The sequence below is a fragment of the Pseudomonas frederiksbergensis genome (genome assembly GCF_003732705.1).
Classification (GTDB): Bacteria; Pseudomonadota; Gammaproteobacteria; order Pseudomonadales; family Pseudomonadaceae; genus Aquipseudomonas; species Aquipseudomonas frederiksbergensis_F.
This window is the reverse complement of record NZ_MOBR01000011.1, coordinates 15,587-31,474: the sequence shown is the minus strand read 5'-3', so window position 1 is coordinate 31,474 and position 15,888 is coordinate 15,587. Positions and strand designations below refer to the sequence as shown.

Here is a 15,888-nt window from a genome sequence, read left to right as displayed (position 1 = left end):
TCAGATCGGTCCTCGCAATGCGTAGGACCGATCTTCATTTCACGCTTCTTCCAGCTCCACCAACGCACTGCCTTCACTGACCATCTCGCCTTCCTGGCAGTACAACGCCTTAATCACTCCGGCATGGGGCGCACGAATGCTGTGCTCCATTTTCATCGCTTCCAGCACCACCAGTTGCGCCCCGGCTTCCACCGTTTGCCCGGCCTCCACTAACACGCGAACAATGCTGCCATTCATAGGCGCGGTCAGGCCGCCCTGATGGCTGTGACTGGATTCGACCGCAGCGATCGGATCGTACGTTTCGACCCGGCGCAGTTCACCTTCCCATTGCAGGTACAGAGCGTCGCCACGGCGGATAGCCCGATGCTGGCGGCGCAAGCCGTTGTGCTCGGTCAACAGTTGCTCGCCCTTGAGCTGCGCAGTACTCACATCGCCCAGGGTCAACGCTCGATCCTGACCCTCGCAACTCAAATGCAGGGTGATTTCTTTGGGTAATCCGGCACGGAAACCACTGTTGATCGCCCACGGCGAACTTGGATCATCGGCACGGAACACCGAGGGTTGGCCCTGCGCAAACCCCTGTGCCGCCGCTTTCCAGAACTCATCGCTAAGGTCGGCAGGTGCTGGCAGCAGTTGCTCCTGATAACGGGGAATGAACCCGGTATCCAGTTCCGCCGCGGCGAATGCGGGATGGCCGATGATGCGGCGCAGGAAGTTGATGTTGGTCTTGAGCCCGCCGATGGCGAATTCATCCAGCATACTCAACAACCGCAGGCGCGCCTGTTCACGGTCCTCGCCCCAGGCAATCAGCTTGCCGAGCATCGGATCATAGAACGGTGAGATTTCATCGCCTTCTTCTACACCGCTGTCCACGCGGCGTCCCGGACCCTCGGCGGATTCGCGATACAACGCCAGGCGCCCGGTGGCTGGCAGGAAATCATTGCCCGGATCTTCAGCGTACAACCGCACCTCGATGGCATGGCCGATCAGCGGAACCTGATCCTGGGTCATCGGCAATACTTCACCGCGCGCCACGTGAATCTGCCAGGCCACCAGGTCCAGGCCCGTGATGGCTTCGGTGACCGGATGCTCGACTTGCAGGCGCGTGTTCATCTCCATGAAGAAGAACTCGCCACGGGAATCCAGCAGAAACTCCACCGTACCGGCACCGACGTAACCGATGGCCTGAGCCGAACGCACCGCCGCTTCGCCCATGGCCCGGCGCAATTGCGCGCTCAGGCCTGGGGCCGGTGCTTCTTCGACGACTTTCTGATGTCGGCGCTGGATCGAGCAATCCCGTTCATTCAAATACAGGCAGTTGCCGTGCTGATCGGCAAACACCTGGATTTCCACGTGACGCGGCTTGAGCAGGTATTTTTCCACCAACATCCGCGAATCGCCGAACGACGATTGCGCTTCACGCTGGGCCGAGGCCAGGGCTTCGGCCAATTGGCTGACGTCCTCGACCACTTTCATGCCTTTACCGCCGCCACCGGCCGTGGCCTTGAGCAGCACCGGATAACCGATGCGTTCACAGGCGTCGCGGAAGGTGTCGAGGTCTTGCGCCTCGCCGTGATAGCCCGGCACCAGCGGCACGCCGGCGGTTTCCATCAAGGCTTTGGCGGCGGATTTGCTGCCCATGGCGTCAATGGCCGAGGCGGGCGGGCCGAGGAATATCAGGCCGGCGGCTTCGATTGCACGGGCAAACCCGGCGTTTTCAGACAGAAAACCGTAGCCCGGGTGAATCGCCTGAGCGCCACTGGCTTGGGCGGCGGCGATGATTTTGTCGATTTGCAGGTAGCTGTCGGCGGCTTTGCTGCCGCCCAGGTCCACGCGGATATCTGCTTCGCGGCTGTGCCGGGCTTCACGGTCGGTGGCGCTGTGCACGGCAACGGTGGTCAGGCCCAGGGCTTTGGCGGTGCGCATGACGCGGCAGGCAATCTCGCCGCGGTTGGCCACCAGCAGGGTGGTGAGAACAGGTGCGCTCATCAACGCGGCTCCTTGGGGGTGGTTGCGGCTTGCCAGCTCGGCGGACGTTTTTGCAGAAAGGCCCGTAGGCCTTCCTGGCCTTCAGGGCTGACGCGGATGCGCGCGATGGCGTTTTCGGTGTAGCGCCGCAGCGCCGGGGTCAGTGCGCCATGGCCGACTTCGCGCAGCAAGTCCTTGCTGGTACGCATCGCCGCCGGGCTGTTGAGCAGCAGATTGTCGATCCACTGTTCGACCTTTTGCTCCAGCTCGGCCACCGGATAACTCTCCGACAACAAGCCGATTTCCCGTGCCCGTTGCCCACCGAAACGTTCGGCGGTCAGGGCATAACGCCGTGCCGCGCGTTCGCCGATGGCCTGCACCACGAACGGACTGATCACCGCTGGCGCCAGGCCGATGCGCACTTCCGACAGGCAGAATTGCGCGTCATCGGCGCCAATGGCCATGTCGCAGCAACTGATCAGGCCCAGCGCGCCGCCATACGCCGCACCTTGCACCACGGCCAGGGTTGGGATTTTCAGCTTGGCCAGGTTGTACATCAGCTCCGCCAGTTCCCGGGCGTCGTCGAGGTTGGTGTGGTAGTCGAGCTCGGCCGATTGCTGCATCCAGGCCAGGTCGGCGCCGGCGCTGAAATGCTTGCCACGTCCACGCACCAGCAGAAACCGCAGGCTGGCATCGCCCGAGACTTTGTCGAGGGCGAGGATCAGTTCGCGGATCATTTCGGCGTTGAACGCGTTGTTCTTTTCTTCACGGCTGAGCCACAGGGTCGCGAAACCCCGCGGGTCGGTCAGCAGTTCGAGGGTGTTGAAGTCGCTCATATTGGTCCGTCTCCACAACTTTATTCTGTAGGAGCGAGGCTTGCCCGCGAAGGAAGCGCCGTGGTGTATCTGTTGCACCGCGTCCAGCCTGTTCGCGGGCAAGCCTCGCTCCAACAAATCACATCCGGAACACGCCGAAGCGGCTCGGTTCGATTGGCGCGTTCAGCGACGCGGACAAGGCCAGGGCCAGTACATCCCGGGTCTGCGCCGGGTCGATGACGCCGTCGTCCCACAGCCGTGCGCTGGAGTAGTAGGGGTGACCCTGCTCTTCGTACTGATCGAGGATCGGCTGCTTGATCTCGGCTTCCTGTTCGGCGCTGAAAGCCTGGCCACTGCGTTCGGCCTGCTCGCGCTTGACCTGCACCAGCACGCCAGCCGCCTGCTCGGCGCCCATCACGCCAATACGTGCGTTCGGCCACATCCACAGAAAACGTGGATCGTAAGCCCGCCCGCACATGCCGTAGTTACCGGCGCCGAAGCTGCCGCCGATGATCACGGTGAATTTCGGCACTTTGGCGCACGCCACGGCGGTCACCAGTTTGGCGCCGTGCTTGGCGATGCCGCCGGCCTCGTATTTCTGGCCGACCATGAACCCGGTGATGTTCTGCAGGAACAGCAGCGGAATGCCACGCTGACAGGCCAGTTCGATAAAGTGCGCGCCTTTCTGCGCGGCTTCGGCGAACAGGATGCCGTTGTTAGCGAGGATCGCGATCGGGTAGCCATGCAAGTGGGCAAAGCCACACACCAGCGTGGTCCCGAACAGTGCTTTGAACTCATCGAACACCGAACCGTCGACCAGTCGTGCAATCACTTCGCGCACATCGAACGGCTGTTTGGCATCGGCCGAGACCACGCCGTACAACTCGTCGCTGCTGTACAGCGGCGCGATCGGCGTACGTTGCTGCAACTCGCCGAGCTTGCGCCAGTTGAGGTTGGCAACGCTGCGTCGGGCCAAGGCGAGGGCGTGTTCATCGCTTTCCGCGTAATGGTCGGCGACCCCGGAGATCTTGCAGTGCACATCGGCCCCGCCAAGGTCTTCGGCGCTGACCACTTCACCGGTGGCGGCTTTCACCAGCGGCGGACCAGCGAGGAAAATCGTTGCCTGATTGCGGACCATGATCGCTTCGTCAGCCATGGCCGGTACATAAGCACCGCCAGCGGTGCACGAGCCCATGACCACGGCAATCTGCGGAATGCCCATGGCGCTCATGTTGGCCTGGTTGAAGAAGATCCGGCCGAAGTGCTCACGGTCCGGGAACACTTCATCCTGACGCGGCAGGTTGGCGCCGCCGGAGTCCACCAGATAAATGCACGGCAAACGGTTTTGCTGAGCGATGGTCTGGGCGCGCAGGTGTTTTTTCACGGTCAGCGGGTAGTACGAACCACCTTTCACCGTGGCGTCGTTGGCGACGATCATGCATTCGACGCCTTCCACGCGGCCAATCCCGGCAATCACGCCAGCGGCCGGAACGTCTTCGCCGTACACCGCGTAGGCCGCCAGTTGGCTGATTTCCAGAAACGGCGAGCCCGGATCGAGAAGGCGATTGATCCGCTCACGGGGCAGCAATTTGCCCCGGGAGGTGTGGCGTTCTTGCGCCTTCGGACCGCCACCTTGCTGCACTTGGGCGAGCAGGGTGTGCAAGGCGTCGACCTGGGTGAGCATCGCCGCGCTGTTGGCGGCGAACTCCGCCGAACGGGGGTTGAGCTGGGTATGCAGGATCATGGTGCTACTCCGTAGCAGCTTCAAGTTTCAAGCTGCAAGCCACAAGTAAAGCAAGAGCGCATCTCTCTTGCCGCTTGAAGCTTGTCGCTTGCCGCTGGCGAAATTCATTTCGTCTCGTTAAACAGTTCGCGACCGATCAGCATGCGACGGATCTCACTGGTGCCGGCGCCGATTTCGTACAGCTTGGCGTCACGCAGCAGACGACCCGCCGGGAATTCGTTGATGTAGCCATTGCCGCCGAGAATCTGGATCGCGTCGAGGGCCATTTGCGTGGCGCGTTCGGCGCTGTAGAGGATCACGCCCGCCGCATCCTTGCGCGTGGTTTCGCCGCGTTCACAAGCCTGGGCCACCGCGTAGAGATAGGCGCGGCTGGCGTTGAGTTGGGTGTACATGTCGGCGACTTTGCCCTGGATCAGCTGGAATTCGCCGATGCTCTGGCCGAACTGTTTGCGGTCGTGGATGTACGGCACGATCAGGTCCATGCACGACTGCATGATCCCGGTCGGACCGCCCGACAGCACGACGCGCTCGTAGTCGAGGCCGCTCATCAGCACTTTCACGCCGCCGTTGAGCACGCCGAGGATGTTTTCTTCCGGCACTTCGACGTCATCGAAGAACAGCTCGCAGGTGTTGGAGCCGCGCATGCCGAGCTTGTCGAATTTGTTGCTGCGGCTGAAGCCTTTGGAGTCGCGTTCAACGATAAATGCGGTGATGCCGTGGGGGCCTTTTTCCAGGTCGGTCTTGGCGTAGATCACGTAGGTGTTGGCGTCCGGGCCGTTAGTGATCCAGGTCTTGCTGCCGTTGAGCACGTACTTGTCGCCGAGTTTGTCGGCGCGCAGTTTCATCGACACCACGTCGGAACCGGCATTCGGTTCGCTCATGGCCAGGGCGCCGATGTGCTCGCCGCTGATCAGTTTGGGCAGGTATTTGGTTTTCTGTTCGTGATTGCCGTTGCGGTTGATCTGGTTCACGCAGAGGTTGGAATGCGCGCCGTAGGACAACGCCACCGAGGCCGAGCCACGGCTGATTTCTTCCATGATCACTACGTGCGCCAGATAGCCCAGGCCAGCGCCGCCGTATTCTTCCGGCACGGTGACGCCCAGCAGGCCCATGTCACCGAATTTGCGCCACAGGTCAGCAGGGAACAGGTTGTCGATGTCGATCTGAGCCGCGCGCGGGGCGATCTCTTTGGCGACGAAGGACTGAACCTGATCGCGCAGCATGTCGATGGTTTCACCGAGGGCAAAGTTCAGGGATGGGTAGCTCATGGGTCACCTTTTGGCTTTTTTGTAGGGTAGGGAGGGCAGTGATCCGGCTCTCACCTTTACGTTAACGTAAGCCTGTGACGAATGGCTGTCAATCACCCTTTACGTTAACGTCAACTTGAGCGACTCTGTAGGAGCAAAGCTTGCTCGCGATGAACGATAACGTGGTCCTACAGCCACACCGCATTGCTCCTGTCGCGGGCAAGCCATGCTCCTACAAAAAAGACAATAGGGGTCGTCATGGATCAACCCAGTGCAAACCCGCAGCGCAGCTATACCTGCGGTTCCCAGGACAAAGCCTTGCTGGCGATGACCATCGGCGAGAAGTTCGATCACACGGTCGCGCAATACCCGGACGGCGAAGCACTGGTCGTGCGTCATCAACAGCTGCGTTATACCTGGCAGCAACTGGCCGATACCGTGGACCTGCACGCCCGGGCACTGCTGGCGCTGGGCTTGCAGGCTGGCGACCGCCTCGGCATCTGGGCGCCGAACTGCGCGCAGTGGTGCATCAGCCAGTTCGCCAGCGCGAAAATCGGCGTGATCCTAGTCAACATCAACCCTGCCTACCGCAGCTCCGAACTCGAATACGTGTTGAAGCAATCCGGTTGCCAATGGCTGGTGTGCGCCGGGGCGTTCAAGACGTCCGATTATCACGGGATGTTGCAAGGGCTGGTGCCGGAATTGGCGGAGCAATCCATCGGTCAATTACACAGCGAACGCCTGCCGGACCTGCGCGGTGTGATCAGCCTCGACACCCGGCCGCCCTCGGGTTTCCTGCCGTGGTCGCAATTGGCCGATCTCGCCGCCAGCGTCTCGGTCGAACAGTTGAATGAACGCCAAAACAGCCTGCATTTCGACCAACCGGTGAACATCCAGTACACCTCCGGCACCACCGGTTTTCCCAAGGGCGCGACCCTCAGTCACTACAACATCCTCAATAACGGTTACATGGTCGGCGAAAGCCTGGGCCTGAGCGCCGATGATCGGCTGGTGATCCCGGTGCCGCTGTATCACTGCTTCGGTATGGTCATGGGCAACCTCGGCTGCATCACCCATGGCAGCACGATGATTTACCCCAACGATGCTTTCGATCCGCTGCTGACCCTGACCACCGTCGCCGAAGAAAAAGCCACCGCGCTCTACGGCGTACCCACCATGTTCATCGCCATGCTCGATCAGCCGCAACGCGGGTCCTTCGATCTGTCGACCCTGCGCACCGGGATCATGGCCGGGGCGACGTGCCCGATCGAGGTGATGCGCCGGGTGATCAATGAGATGCACATGAGTGAGGTGCAAATTGCCTACGGCATGACGGAAACAAGTCCGGTGTCTTTACAGACCGGTCCGTCAGACGAGCTGGAACTGCGCGTTACCACCGTGGGCCGCATTCAGCCGCAACTGGAAAGCAAAATCATCGACGAGGCCGGTAACCTGGTGCCCCGCAGCACGATTGGCGAACTCTGCACTCGCGGCTACAGCGTGATGCTTGGTTACTGGAATAACCCGCAGGGCACGGCTGAAGCTATCGATCAGGCCGGATGGATGCACACCGGCGACCTGGCGAGCATGAACGACGAGGGCTACGTGTGCATCGCCGGACGTAACAAGGACATGATCATCCGTGGCGGTGAGAACGTTTACCCACGAGAGCTGGAAGAGTTCTTCTTTACCCATCCGGCGGTGGCGGACGTGCAGGTGATTGGTATTCCTTGCTCGCGTTATGGCGAAGAAATAGTCGCCTGGATCAAATTCCACCCCGGCCACAGCGCGACCGAAGAAGAGCTGAAAACCTGGTGCAAGTCGCGCATCGCCCACTTCAAGACGCCGCGTTACTTCAAATTCGTGGAAGAGTTTCCGATGACCGTGACCGGCAAGATCCAGAAATTCCGGATGCGCGAGATCAGTATCGAGGAGCTCAAAGCGATACCGTAGGAGCGAGGCTTGCCCGCGAAGAACGATGACGCGGTTTTTCTGTTAGATCGAGGCGTTCCCTTTGCGGGCAAGCCTCGCTCCTACAGAAGCCGGTTTTAGTGAAATACAGACAGCACAAAGGGGAGCCGAAGCTCCCCTTTAATTTGTCGTTGCGCGTGCTCTTTTTTTATTATTGAGGGGCGGTCTGTTGTTGTTTTTGGCAACCGTGGCCCTTTACCGCTGTTTTAGTCGACCCCCATCCGGGGTCAAGAGCAAACGTATTTTTTTGAGCGCTGATCTACTTTTTCGCCAAGCGATCCAACCAGTTCGGGAGCTACCTGAAGGTAGTTTTATTGTTCTCTGCCCGGTTGCGGGTTACTCCGAAAAGCACCCTGAAAAGTACATCTTCTCCAAAAAAATCTGTTAGCTGCGTCTCTGCCGTGTTGTTTTTGTTATGTCAGAGTCGTTACGTCTTATTTTTATTAGGTTTGCCGCTTTTTTTGTTCTTGTTATGCAATAGAGATAGCAGGAGCCGTGCCAAGTTTTAAAAATCCTTTTAAATCAACGGCTTGTGTTTTCAATGGATTTTTCACTCGGTAAAAGCCCGACAATTTGTTTCCGTGTTACTCGCTTGTCCCCCACGTTTCTTACACAGCGGTAACACCTGGACACATCCGCTCCCTCACTGGGCGCTGCGAGCCTTGGCCACGCGCGAACCGGTCGGGCGCCCCAGTACTGTGCAAATTTGCTGGCCCGCCAGAATCAACGCGTCGAGGTCGATTCCGGTCTCGATTCCGAGGCCGTTGAGCAGGTACACCACGTCTTCGGTAGCGACGTTACCGCTGGCACCCTTGGCGTATGGGCAGCCGCCGAGGCCGGCGATAGAGCTGTCGAACACGGCGATGCCTTCCAGCAGGCTGGCGTAGATGTTGGCCATGGCCTGGCCGTAGGTGTCGTGGAAGTGCCCGGCCAGTTTGTCTCGCGGTACATCCGCCGAAACCACTTCGAACATTTTGCGGGTCGCGCCCGCAGTCCCTGTGCCGATGGTGTCACCGAGGGAGACTTCGTAGCAGCCCATGGCATACAACTCGCGCGCGACCAGGGCGACTTGCTCCGGCGCGACGTGACCTTCGTAAGGGCAGCCCAATACACACGACACATAACCGCGCACGCTGACGCCATGTTGCTTGGCCGCCTCCATGATCGGCACGAACCGCGCCAGGCTTTCGCTGATCGAGCAGTTGATGTTGCGCTGGGAAAACGCTTCGGACGCGGCGGCGAACACCGCGACTTCCTTGACGCCGGCCGCGATGGCATCTTCAAACCCGCGCAGGTTCGGCGCCAGTGCGCCGTAGGTCACGCCGGGCTTGCGCTGGATCTGCGCGAAGACCTCGGCGGAGCCGGCCATTTGCGGCACCCACTTGGGCGAAACAAAACTGCCGACTTCTATATAGCCCAGGCCGGCGGCGCTCAGGGCGTCGACCAGTCGCACCTTGTCCGCGACGCTGATGGGCTGGGCTTCGTTTTGCAGACCGTCGCGGGGGCCGACTTCGATCAGGCGTACGTGGGAGGGGAGGGACATAACAATTCACCTGTCTGTTAGAGATCGTTCCCACGCTCTGCGTGGGAATGCCTCAATGGACACTATGCGTCCGCTTCGGTAGGGACGCGGAGCGTCCCGGTCTGCATTCCCACGCGGAGCGTGGGAACGATCAATTGTGTAAGGCTTTATTGAACCGGTTGCTGGCTTTTGATCGTCTGCTCCAGCGCCTGGGTACAACGCTCCTGCGCGGTATCCAGTTCCAGCTTCATCTGCTCGATGTCGAGCATTTGCTGTTCCAGCTGTTCGCGACGTTCGGCGATTTTGGTCAGCATGGTTTGCAGCTGTTTCTGATTGCCGCCGGTGGGGTCGTAGAGTTCGATCAGCTCGCGGCATTCGGCCAGGGAAAAACCGATGCGCTTGCCCCGCAGGATCAGCTTCAGGCTGACCTTGTCCCGGGGCGAGTAGATGCGTTCCTGACCACGGCGCTCGGGGCTGAGCAGGCCTTGCTCTTCATAAAAGCGAATGGCCCGGGTGGTGATGTCGAGCTCGCGGGCGAGGTCGGAAATGCTGTAGGTCTGGCTGCTCATGGAAGCGCTCGAAGAAGGTCATGGCGCTAAGCTAATGGCAGGTTGACGTTTACGTCAAGGGGCGGAAGTTTTTGGTGTGGCTGATGGCCTCTTCGCGGGCAAGCCTCGCTCCTACGGGATTGGGTTGTACCGAAATGGTGTGAACAACTCCAAACCTGTAGGAGCAAGGCTTGCCCGCGAAGAACGATAACGCGGTCTTTCAGGCACACCGCAGCGATCCTATCGCGAGCAAGCTTTGCTCCTACGCTTTGTCGAGCTTCTTCTCATGCGCCGTCACTTGCTGGCACAACTCGATCATCTGCTCGCGCATCCAGCGGTTGGCCGGGTCCTGGTCGGTGCTTTCGTGCCAATACAAGTGCGTTTCCACCGGCGGCACGTCGTTGACCGGCAGGTTAAACGCGTGCAGATCATGGCGACGGGCAAAACGCTCCGGCACGGTCATGACCATATCGGTCTGCTGCAACACCTGGGACGCCATCAAATAATGCTGGGAGCGCAGGGCGATCTTGCGCTGAATCCCCATTTTTCCCAGCGCCAGATCGACATGCCCCAGGCCACTGCGGCGGCTGGAAATATGGATGTGAGTCAGCGACAGGTAATCGTCGAGGGTGAATTTTTCTTTGCCCGCTAACGGATGACCCTTACGCATGGCGCATACGTAACGGTCTTCCATCAACTTGACGTGGCGCACTTGTGGGTCGGTGTTGAGCGGCGCATCCACCGCAAAGTCGAGGCGACCGGCCGCCAGTTCCTTGGTGGTCTCGCGGCGCTTGGACAGAAAACTCTCGATGATCACCGCCGGCGCCAGGCGACGCAGGCGCTGGAACAATGCCGGAAGGATCACCGCTTCGGTGAGGTCGGTCATGCTGATGCGGTAAGTCTTGACTGCCTGCAACGGATTGAAAATCCGGCTTTCCTGCACCGAAACCCGCAGCAGAGAGAGGGCGTTGCGCACCGGACCGATGATGTTCTGGGCCATCGGCGTTGGCACCATGCCTTGGGCGGTACGCACGAACAACGGGTCGTTGAAGGTCTCGCGCAGGCGAGCCAGAGCGTTCGAGACCGCAGGCTGGGTAATGCCGACAATCTGCCCGGCGCGGGTCAGGTTGGCTTCGGTGTAGATCGCGTCGAAGACGATGAAAAGGTTGAGGTCGACCTTGCTCAGATTCATTGCGCGGCACTCTTATTGTTTGGGGCTTTTTGTTGTGGCCGGAGGCCTTTGCGATCACCCGATCATATATCGGTGATGAATGTTAATACACGCCGAGAATAGGCTAGGTAAATTTTCGTAGCTGTTCTAGCATCGATTGCATGCCCCAAACAACTTCACAAAAGAAGGTAGCTGCCCATGGATTTCGCTTATTCGCCCAAGGTTCAGGAACTGCGTGAGCGCGTGACCGCGTTCATGGACACCTACGTTTATCCCGCTGAAGCCGTGTTCGAGCGTCAGGTCGCCGAGGGTGATCGCTGGCAGCCGACGGCGATCATGGAAGAGCTCAAACTCAAGGCCAAGGCCGAGGGGTTGTGGAATTTGTTTCTGCCTGAGTCCGAGCTTGGCGCGGGCCTGACCAACCTCGAATACGCGCCCCTGGCAGAAATCATGGGTCGCTCGCTGCTGGGGCCGGAGCCGTTCAACTGCTCCGCGCCGGACACTGGCAACATGGAAGTGCTGGTGCGTTACGCCAACGAAGAACAGAAGCAGCGTTACCTCGAACCGCTGTTGCGCGGCGAGATTCGTTCGGCGTTCGCCATGACCGAGCCGGATGTGGCCTCGTCCGACGCCACCAACATGGCCGCCCGCGCCGTGCGTGATGGCAACGAGTGGGTGATCAACGGCAAGAAATGGTGGACCTCCGGTGCTTGCGATCCGCGCTGCAAGATCCTGATCTTCATGGGCCTGAGCGACCCCGACGCGCCGCGCCATGCCCAGCACTCGATGATTCTGGTGCCGGTGGATACGCCGGGCGTGAAAATCGTGCGGCCGCTGCCGGTGTTCGGCTACGACGATGCACCCCATGGCCACGCCGAAGTGCTGTTTGAAAACGTCCGGGTGCCGTACGAAAACGTCCTGTTGGGCGAAGGACGCGGCTTCGAAATCGCCCAGGGTCGCCTGGGCCCTGGCCGGATTCACCACTGCATGCGCTCAATCGGCATGGCCGAGCGTGCGCTGGAGTTGATGTGCAAACGTGCGGTCAGCCGTACCGCGTTCGGCAAACCGCTGGCGCGATTGGGCGGCAACATCGACAAGATTGCCGACTCGCGGATGGAAATCGACATGGCGCGGCTGCTGACGTTGAAAGCCGCCTACATGATGGACACCGTGGGCAACAAGATTGCCAAAAGCGAAATCGCCCAGATCAAGGTTGTTGCACCGAACGTGGCGTTGCGCGTGATCGACCGGGCGATCCAGATTCATGGCGGTGCCGGGGTGTCCAACGACTTCCCGCTGGCCTACATGTACGCCATGCAACGCACCCTGCGCCTGGCCGACGGCCCGGACGAAGTGCACCGCGCGGCGATTGGCAAATTCGAGATCGGTAAATATGTGCCGAAAGAGATGATGCGTAGCGGGCAATAACACCTACAGATCGTTCCCACGCTCCGCGTGGGAATGCCGCCATGGACGCTCCGCGTCCGCTTTTGTAGCGGTGACGCGGAGCGTCACGGGATGCATTCCCACGCAGAGCGTGGGAACGATTGACGTGGTCAATACACCCAAACCTCAACCCGCCGATTTTTGATCCGTCCCTCATCCGCGCTATTCGCCGCCACCGGCATCTCGGCGCCAAAGCCACGAATCTCGCGAAACACCACACCGCTTTTCACCAGTTCCCGCCGCACCGCCATCGCCCGCAGTTTCGACAGCAGGTCGGCCCGCGCCGGATCGCTCTTGGCATCGCCAAATCCCACCAGCGTGACCTCACGGGTTCCCTTGTCGTGCTGCTTTATATAGTCGAGCACCCGCGAGAGATCCTGCCGAGCCTTGTTGTCCAGGCTTGCGCTGCCTTCTTCGAAGCGAAAATTCACGGTCAAGCGCTGGGCATGCCGGCTCAGGGCCTGATAACCCTCGGGCATCAGCGCATTCGGCGTGACGGCCATCGCCTGCACGGTCTGGGCGATAAAGCCGTTGGCCGCGACGATCGCCTGGCCCTTGTTGCTTTGCGCGAAGGCCACCAACGCCTCGGCCCAGGGATTTTTGCTGTTGGGCGGCAGGTAAAAGAACAGTCGCCGGGACAGCGGATAGTCTTCGGTGGCAATCAAACTATTGAGCGGCAACATCGCTTGGGACTGTCCGTCGACAATCGCCACCGCTTTGGCCTGGCGCACGTAGGGCAAGCCGATGAAGCCGATACCTTGCGGGTCGAGGCTGACCGCGTCGGACAATTGCTCGCTGGACTCGAAACGTTTCGCTGCGCTGCTGAGACTTTTCCCACGCCGACTGAGGACCAATTCCTTGAAGGTGTCGTAGGTGCCCGACTGATCATCCCGCGCATACAGATGAATCGTCCCACCGATCCCGCCGAGTTCTTCCCATGTGCTGGCCTCGCCACTGAAGATCCGCGCCAGTTGTTCGGTGTTGAGCTGATTCAACGGATTTTGCGGGTGCAGGATGATCGCCAGGCCATCGATGGCGATGACTTGTTCGGCGCTGGGGCTTTTCAGATCGCCCAGGGATTTCAGGTCCGCCAGTTCGCTGTCCTTGATCGGGCGCGACGAGGCGGCGAGATCGGCGGTGGCGTTTCTCAGGGCGGTGAAACCGGTGCTGGAGCCGTGGGCCGCGACTTCCACCACCACCCGCCGACCCTGGGCCGTTTGCCCGACGATCCGCTGTTCGTTGGCCTTGTCCGGGGTTTCGCTGTGCACCCTGAGCAGGCCTTGCTCCTGCATCAGCCCTGCGACCAGCGCCGGGCCCAAATCCGCGCCAATGGTGTTGGAGCCCTGGATGCGCAGCACGGGGCCACTTTCAGACATCGGCAAGTCACTGGCGGTGGCCATTAACGGCAGGTTGAGACACACCATTAACAGGAACAATACGCGCAGCGTCATGCCGGCACCTTAAGTAAGCCAAAGGGAGTGCCGGGAGAATAAGTCAGTAAAGTTTCCAAAAGATGACACTGATCGTTCCCACGCTCTGCGTGGGAATGCCGCCGGGGACGCTCCGCGTTCCGCTGCTGAATGTGACGCAGAGCGTCACGGGATGCATTCCCACGCAGAGCGTGGGAACGATCGGTCGTGCGAGATCAGCTCAATTCCAGCCAGATCGGCGCATGATCCGATGGTTTTTCCATCGCCCGCAGGTCGTAATCCACCCCGGCATCCTTCACCCGCGGCAACAAGCCATGGGACGCCATGATCACGTCGATCCGCAGCCCGCGCTTGGGTTCGTCTTCAAAGCCGCGGCTGCGGTAATCGAACCAACTGAAACGGTCAGCCACGTCCGGGTTCAGGTGCCGGAAACTGTCCACCAGGCCCCAGTTCTTCAGGCGTGCCATCCACTCGCGCTCTTCCGGCAGGAAGCTGCACTTGCCGGTTTTCAGCCAGCGTTTCATGTTGTCCGGGCCGATGCCGATGTCGCAGTCTTCCGGGGAAATGTTCACATCGCCCATCACCACCAGCGGCTGTTCATTCGTGAACTGGCTTTCCAGCAACACCTGCAAATCGTTATAGAAACGTTGCTTGGCCGGGAACTTGGTCGGGTGGTCGCGGCTTTCGCCCTGTGGGAAATAGCCATTCATGATCGTCACCGGCACGCCATTGGCGTCGGCGAACGTGCCCCAGATAAAGCGCCGCTGGGCGTCTTCTTCATCAGTGACGAAACCTTTGTGCAGGGCCAGCGGTTCCTGACGCGAGAGCAGGGCAACGCCGTAATGGCCTTTCTGGCCATGGAAATACACGTGATAACCCAGAGCCTGGACTTCGGCCAGCGGGAATTGGTCGTCGTGGACCTTGGTTTCCTGCAGGCCGATGACGTCCGGTTGATGCTTTTCAATCAGCGCCGCCAGCTGATGCGGGCGAGCGCGCAGCCCGTTGATGTTGAAGGAGACGATCTTCATGGTCGGCAGTCCTGGCAAAAGGGCGATGCTAGCTGACATGTAGGAATGGGGCCAGTGTTGGGGTGAGGGGATTCGTGTTTGGCTGAAGGAATGTGGCGCCATTGCTGGCGCCTTCGCGAGCAGGCTCGCTCCCACAGGGTTATGGTCTATACCTTTGTGGGAGCGAGCCTGCTCGCGAAGACGGCCTGAGCCACAACACTGATTCGGATCAGAAAGGAACTGTGCCAGCGCTATAGGCTCGTAACCAGAAGAGTGCCGTCATTTGAACGGTGCCCCGGGGAGATCTACCGTTATGCCTGAAACCTCGACCGCCATCGCCGATATCCACATGCTCGACAGCGGCTACTCCCGCGAAGCGCGCTCTTTGCTGTACCAGGCTTACCGCCACGAGCCGACGTTCGGCTACCTGTTCGAAGCCGAGCGTCCTGGCTATGAGCAGCGAGTTCGGGCCACGGTGCGCGAACTGGTGAAGCAGCATTTCCTCCAGGATTTGCCGGCCATCGGCCTGTTGGTCAACGACCGTTTGATCGGCATCGCCCTGATCGCACCGCCACAACGCCGATTGGGCATCACTGAAAGCTGGGCCTGGCGCCTGCGCATGGTGCTGAGCACCGGTTTCCGCTGCACCCGTCGCTACCTCGAATACCACGATGCGGTCGCGGCCTGCGTGCCGTCCGACGCCGTGCACGTGCTGCCCTTGCTGGGGATTCACCCGCAATTCCAGGGCAAACACTTCGGCGAGCAACTGCTGCAAGCGGTGCACAACTGGTGCGCGGTGGATGAACACTCGGAAGGGGTGATTCTCGACACTGGGAATCCGCGTTATCTGGAGTTCTATAAGCGTCAGGGCTATGAGGAAATCGGCGAAGTGGCGGTAGGACCGATCCGCGAACACGTGTTTTTCCACGCCAATCCCCAGGTGTTACAAACTGCAACGGCATAACGGTAGAACTTTCGCTGCACGCCAGGCTCTATCACGCTCCCAAGCTCGTGATAGC

General features: G+C 60.2%; 12 protein-coding genes. 3 read left to right on the top strand and 9 right to left on the bottom strand.

Features of this window, described 5'->3' with window-relative positions:
• Positions 1-39 precede the first annotated feature (39 nt).
• The 4 genes from BK667_RS14770 to BK667_RS14755 all read right to left on the bottom strand — a co-directional run bounded on the left by BK667_RS14770 (position 40) and on the right by BK667_RS14755 (position 5,795).
• On the bottom strand, positions 40-1,989 hold the full coding sequence (locus BK667_RS14770; protein ID WP_123598055.1) for an acetyl/propionyl/methylcrotonyl-CoA carboxylase subunit alpha: 1,950 nt from the start codon (positions 1,987-1,989) through the stop codon (positions 40-42).
• Positions 1,989-2,804, bottom strand: coding sequence for a gamma-carboxygeranoyl-CoA hydratase (locus BK667_RS14765; protein ID WP_123598054.1), 816 nt, complete (start codon positions 2,802-2,804; stop codon positions 1,989-1,991). The genes BK667_RS14770 and BK667_RS14765 overlap by 1 nt, the downstream gene beginning before the upstream one ends.
• Positions 2,805-2,922: 118 nt before the next feature.
• Entirely contained in the window at positions 2,923-4,527 is a 1,605-nt protein-coding gene (locus BK667_RS14760; protein ID WP_123598053.1) for a carboxyl transferase domain-containing protein, read from the bottom strand.
• A 104-nt stretch (positions 4,528-4,631) separates the two neighbouring features.
• Positions 4,632-5,795, bottom strand: coding sequence for an isovaleryl-CoA dehydrogenase (locus BK667_RS14755; protein WP_123598052.1), 1,164 nt, complete (start codon positions 5,793-5,795; stop codon positions 4,632-4,634).
• Between the two features lie 237 nt (positions 5,796-6,032).
• Between BK667_RS14755 and BK667_RS14750 the strand changes: the two genes are divergently transcribed.
• A complete protein-coding gene (locus BK667_RS14750) occupies positions 6,033-7,727 on the top strand; it encodes an AMP-binding protein (protein WP_123598051.1) in 1,695 nt (564 codons plus the stop codon).
• Between the two features lie 661 nt (positions 7,728-8,388).
• On the opposite strand, the gene BK667_RS14745 is transcribed toward BK667_RS14750, so the two are convergent.
• From BK667_RS14745 to BK667_RS14735, 3 genes are all read right to left on the bottom strand, one after another.
• Entirely contained in the window at positions 8,389-9,288 is a 900-nt protein-coding gene (locus BK667_RS14745) for a hydroxymethylglutaryl-CoA lyase (protein ID WP_123598050.1), read from the bottom strand.
• A gap of 146 nt (positions 9,289-9,434) precedes the next feature.
• On the bottom strand, positions 9,435-9,836 hold the full coding sequence (locus BK667_RS14740; protein WP_123410046.1) for a MerR family transcriptional regulator: 402 nt from the start codon (positions 9,834-9,836) through the stop codon (positions 9,435-9,437).
• Between the two features lie 241 nt (positions 9,837-10,077).
• Entirely contained in the window at positions 10,078-11,007 is a 930-nt protein-coding gene (locus BK667_RS14735) for a LysR family transcriptional regulator (RefSeq protein WP_123508890.1), read from the bottom strand.
• A 177-nt stretch (positions 11,008-11,184) separates the two neighbouring features.
• On the opposite strand from BK667_RS14735, the gene BK667_RS14730 reads away from it, so the two are divergent.
• Entirely contained in the window at positions 11,185-12,414 is a 1,230-nt protein-coding gene (locus BK667_RS14730) for an acyl-CoA dehydrogenase (protein WP_123508891.1), read from the top strand.
• 128 nt (positions 12,415-12,542) lie between these two features.
• Here the strand turns inward: BK667_RS14730 and BK667_RS14720 are convergent, their stop codons facing one another.
• Together BK667_RS14720 and xthA are read right to left on the bottom strand one after the other, a co-directional pair.
• A complete protein-coding gene (locus tag BK667_RS14720) occupies positions 12,543-13,883 on the bottom strand; it encodes a substrate-binding domain-containing protein (RefSeq protein ID WP_123598049.1) in 1,341 nt (446 codons plus the stop codon).
• Positions 13,884-14,077: 194 nt separating this feature from the next.
• Positions 14,078-14,890, bottom strand: coding sequence for an exodeoxyribonuclease III (gene xthA / locus BK667_RS14715; protein WP_123508894.1), 813 nt, complete (start codon positions 14,888-14,890; stop codon positions 14,078-14,080).
• A 292-nt stretch (positions 14,891-15,182) separates the two neighbouring features.
• Between xthA and BK667_RS14710 the strand changes: the two genes are divergently transcribed.
• The gene (locus BK667_RS14710) at positions 15,183-15,833 is read left to right on the top strand and encodes a GNAT family N-acetyltransferase (protein WP_054053735.1); all 651 of its coding nucleotides are present in this window, start codon (positions 15,183-15,185) and stop codon (positions 15,831-15,833) included.
• Positions 15,834-15,888 lie beyond the last annotated feature (55 nt).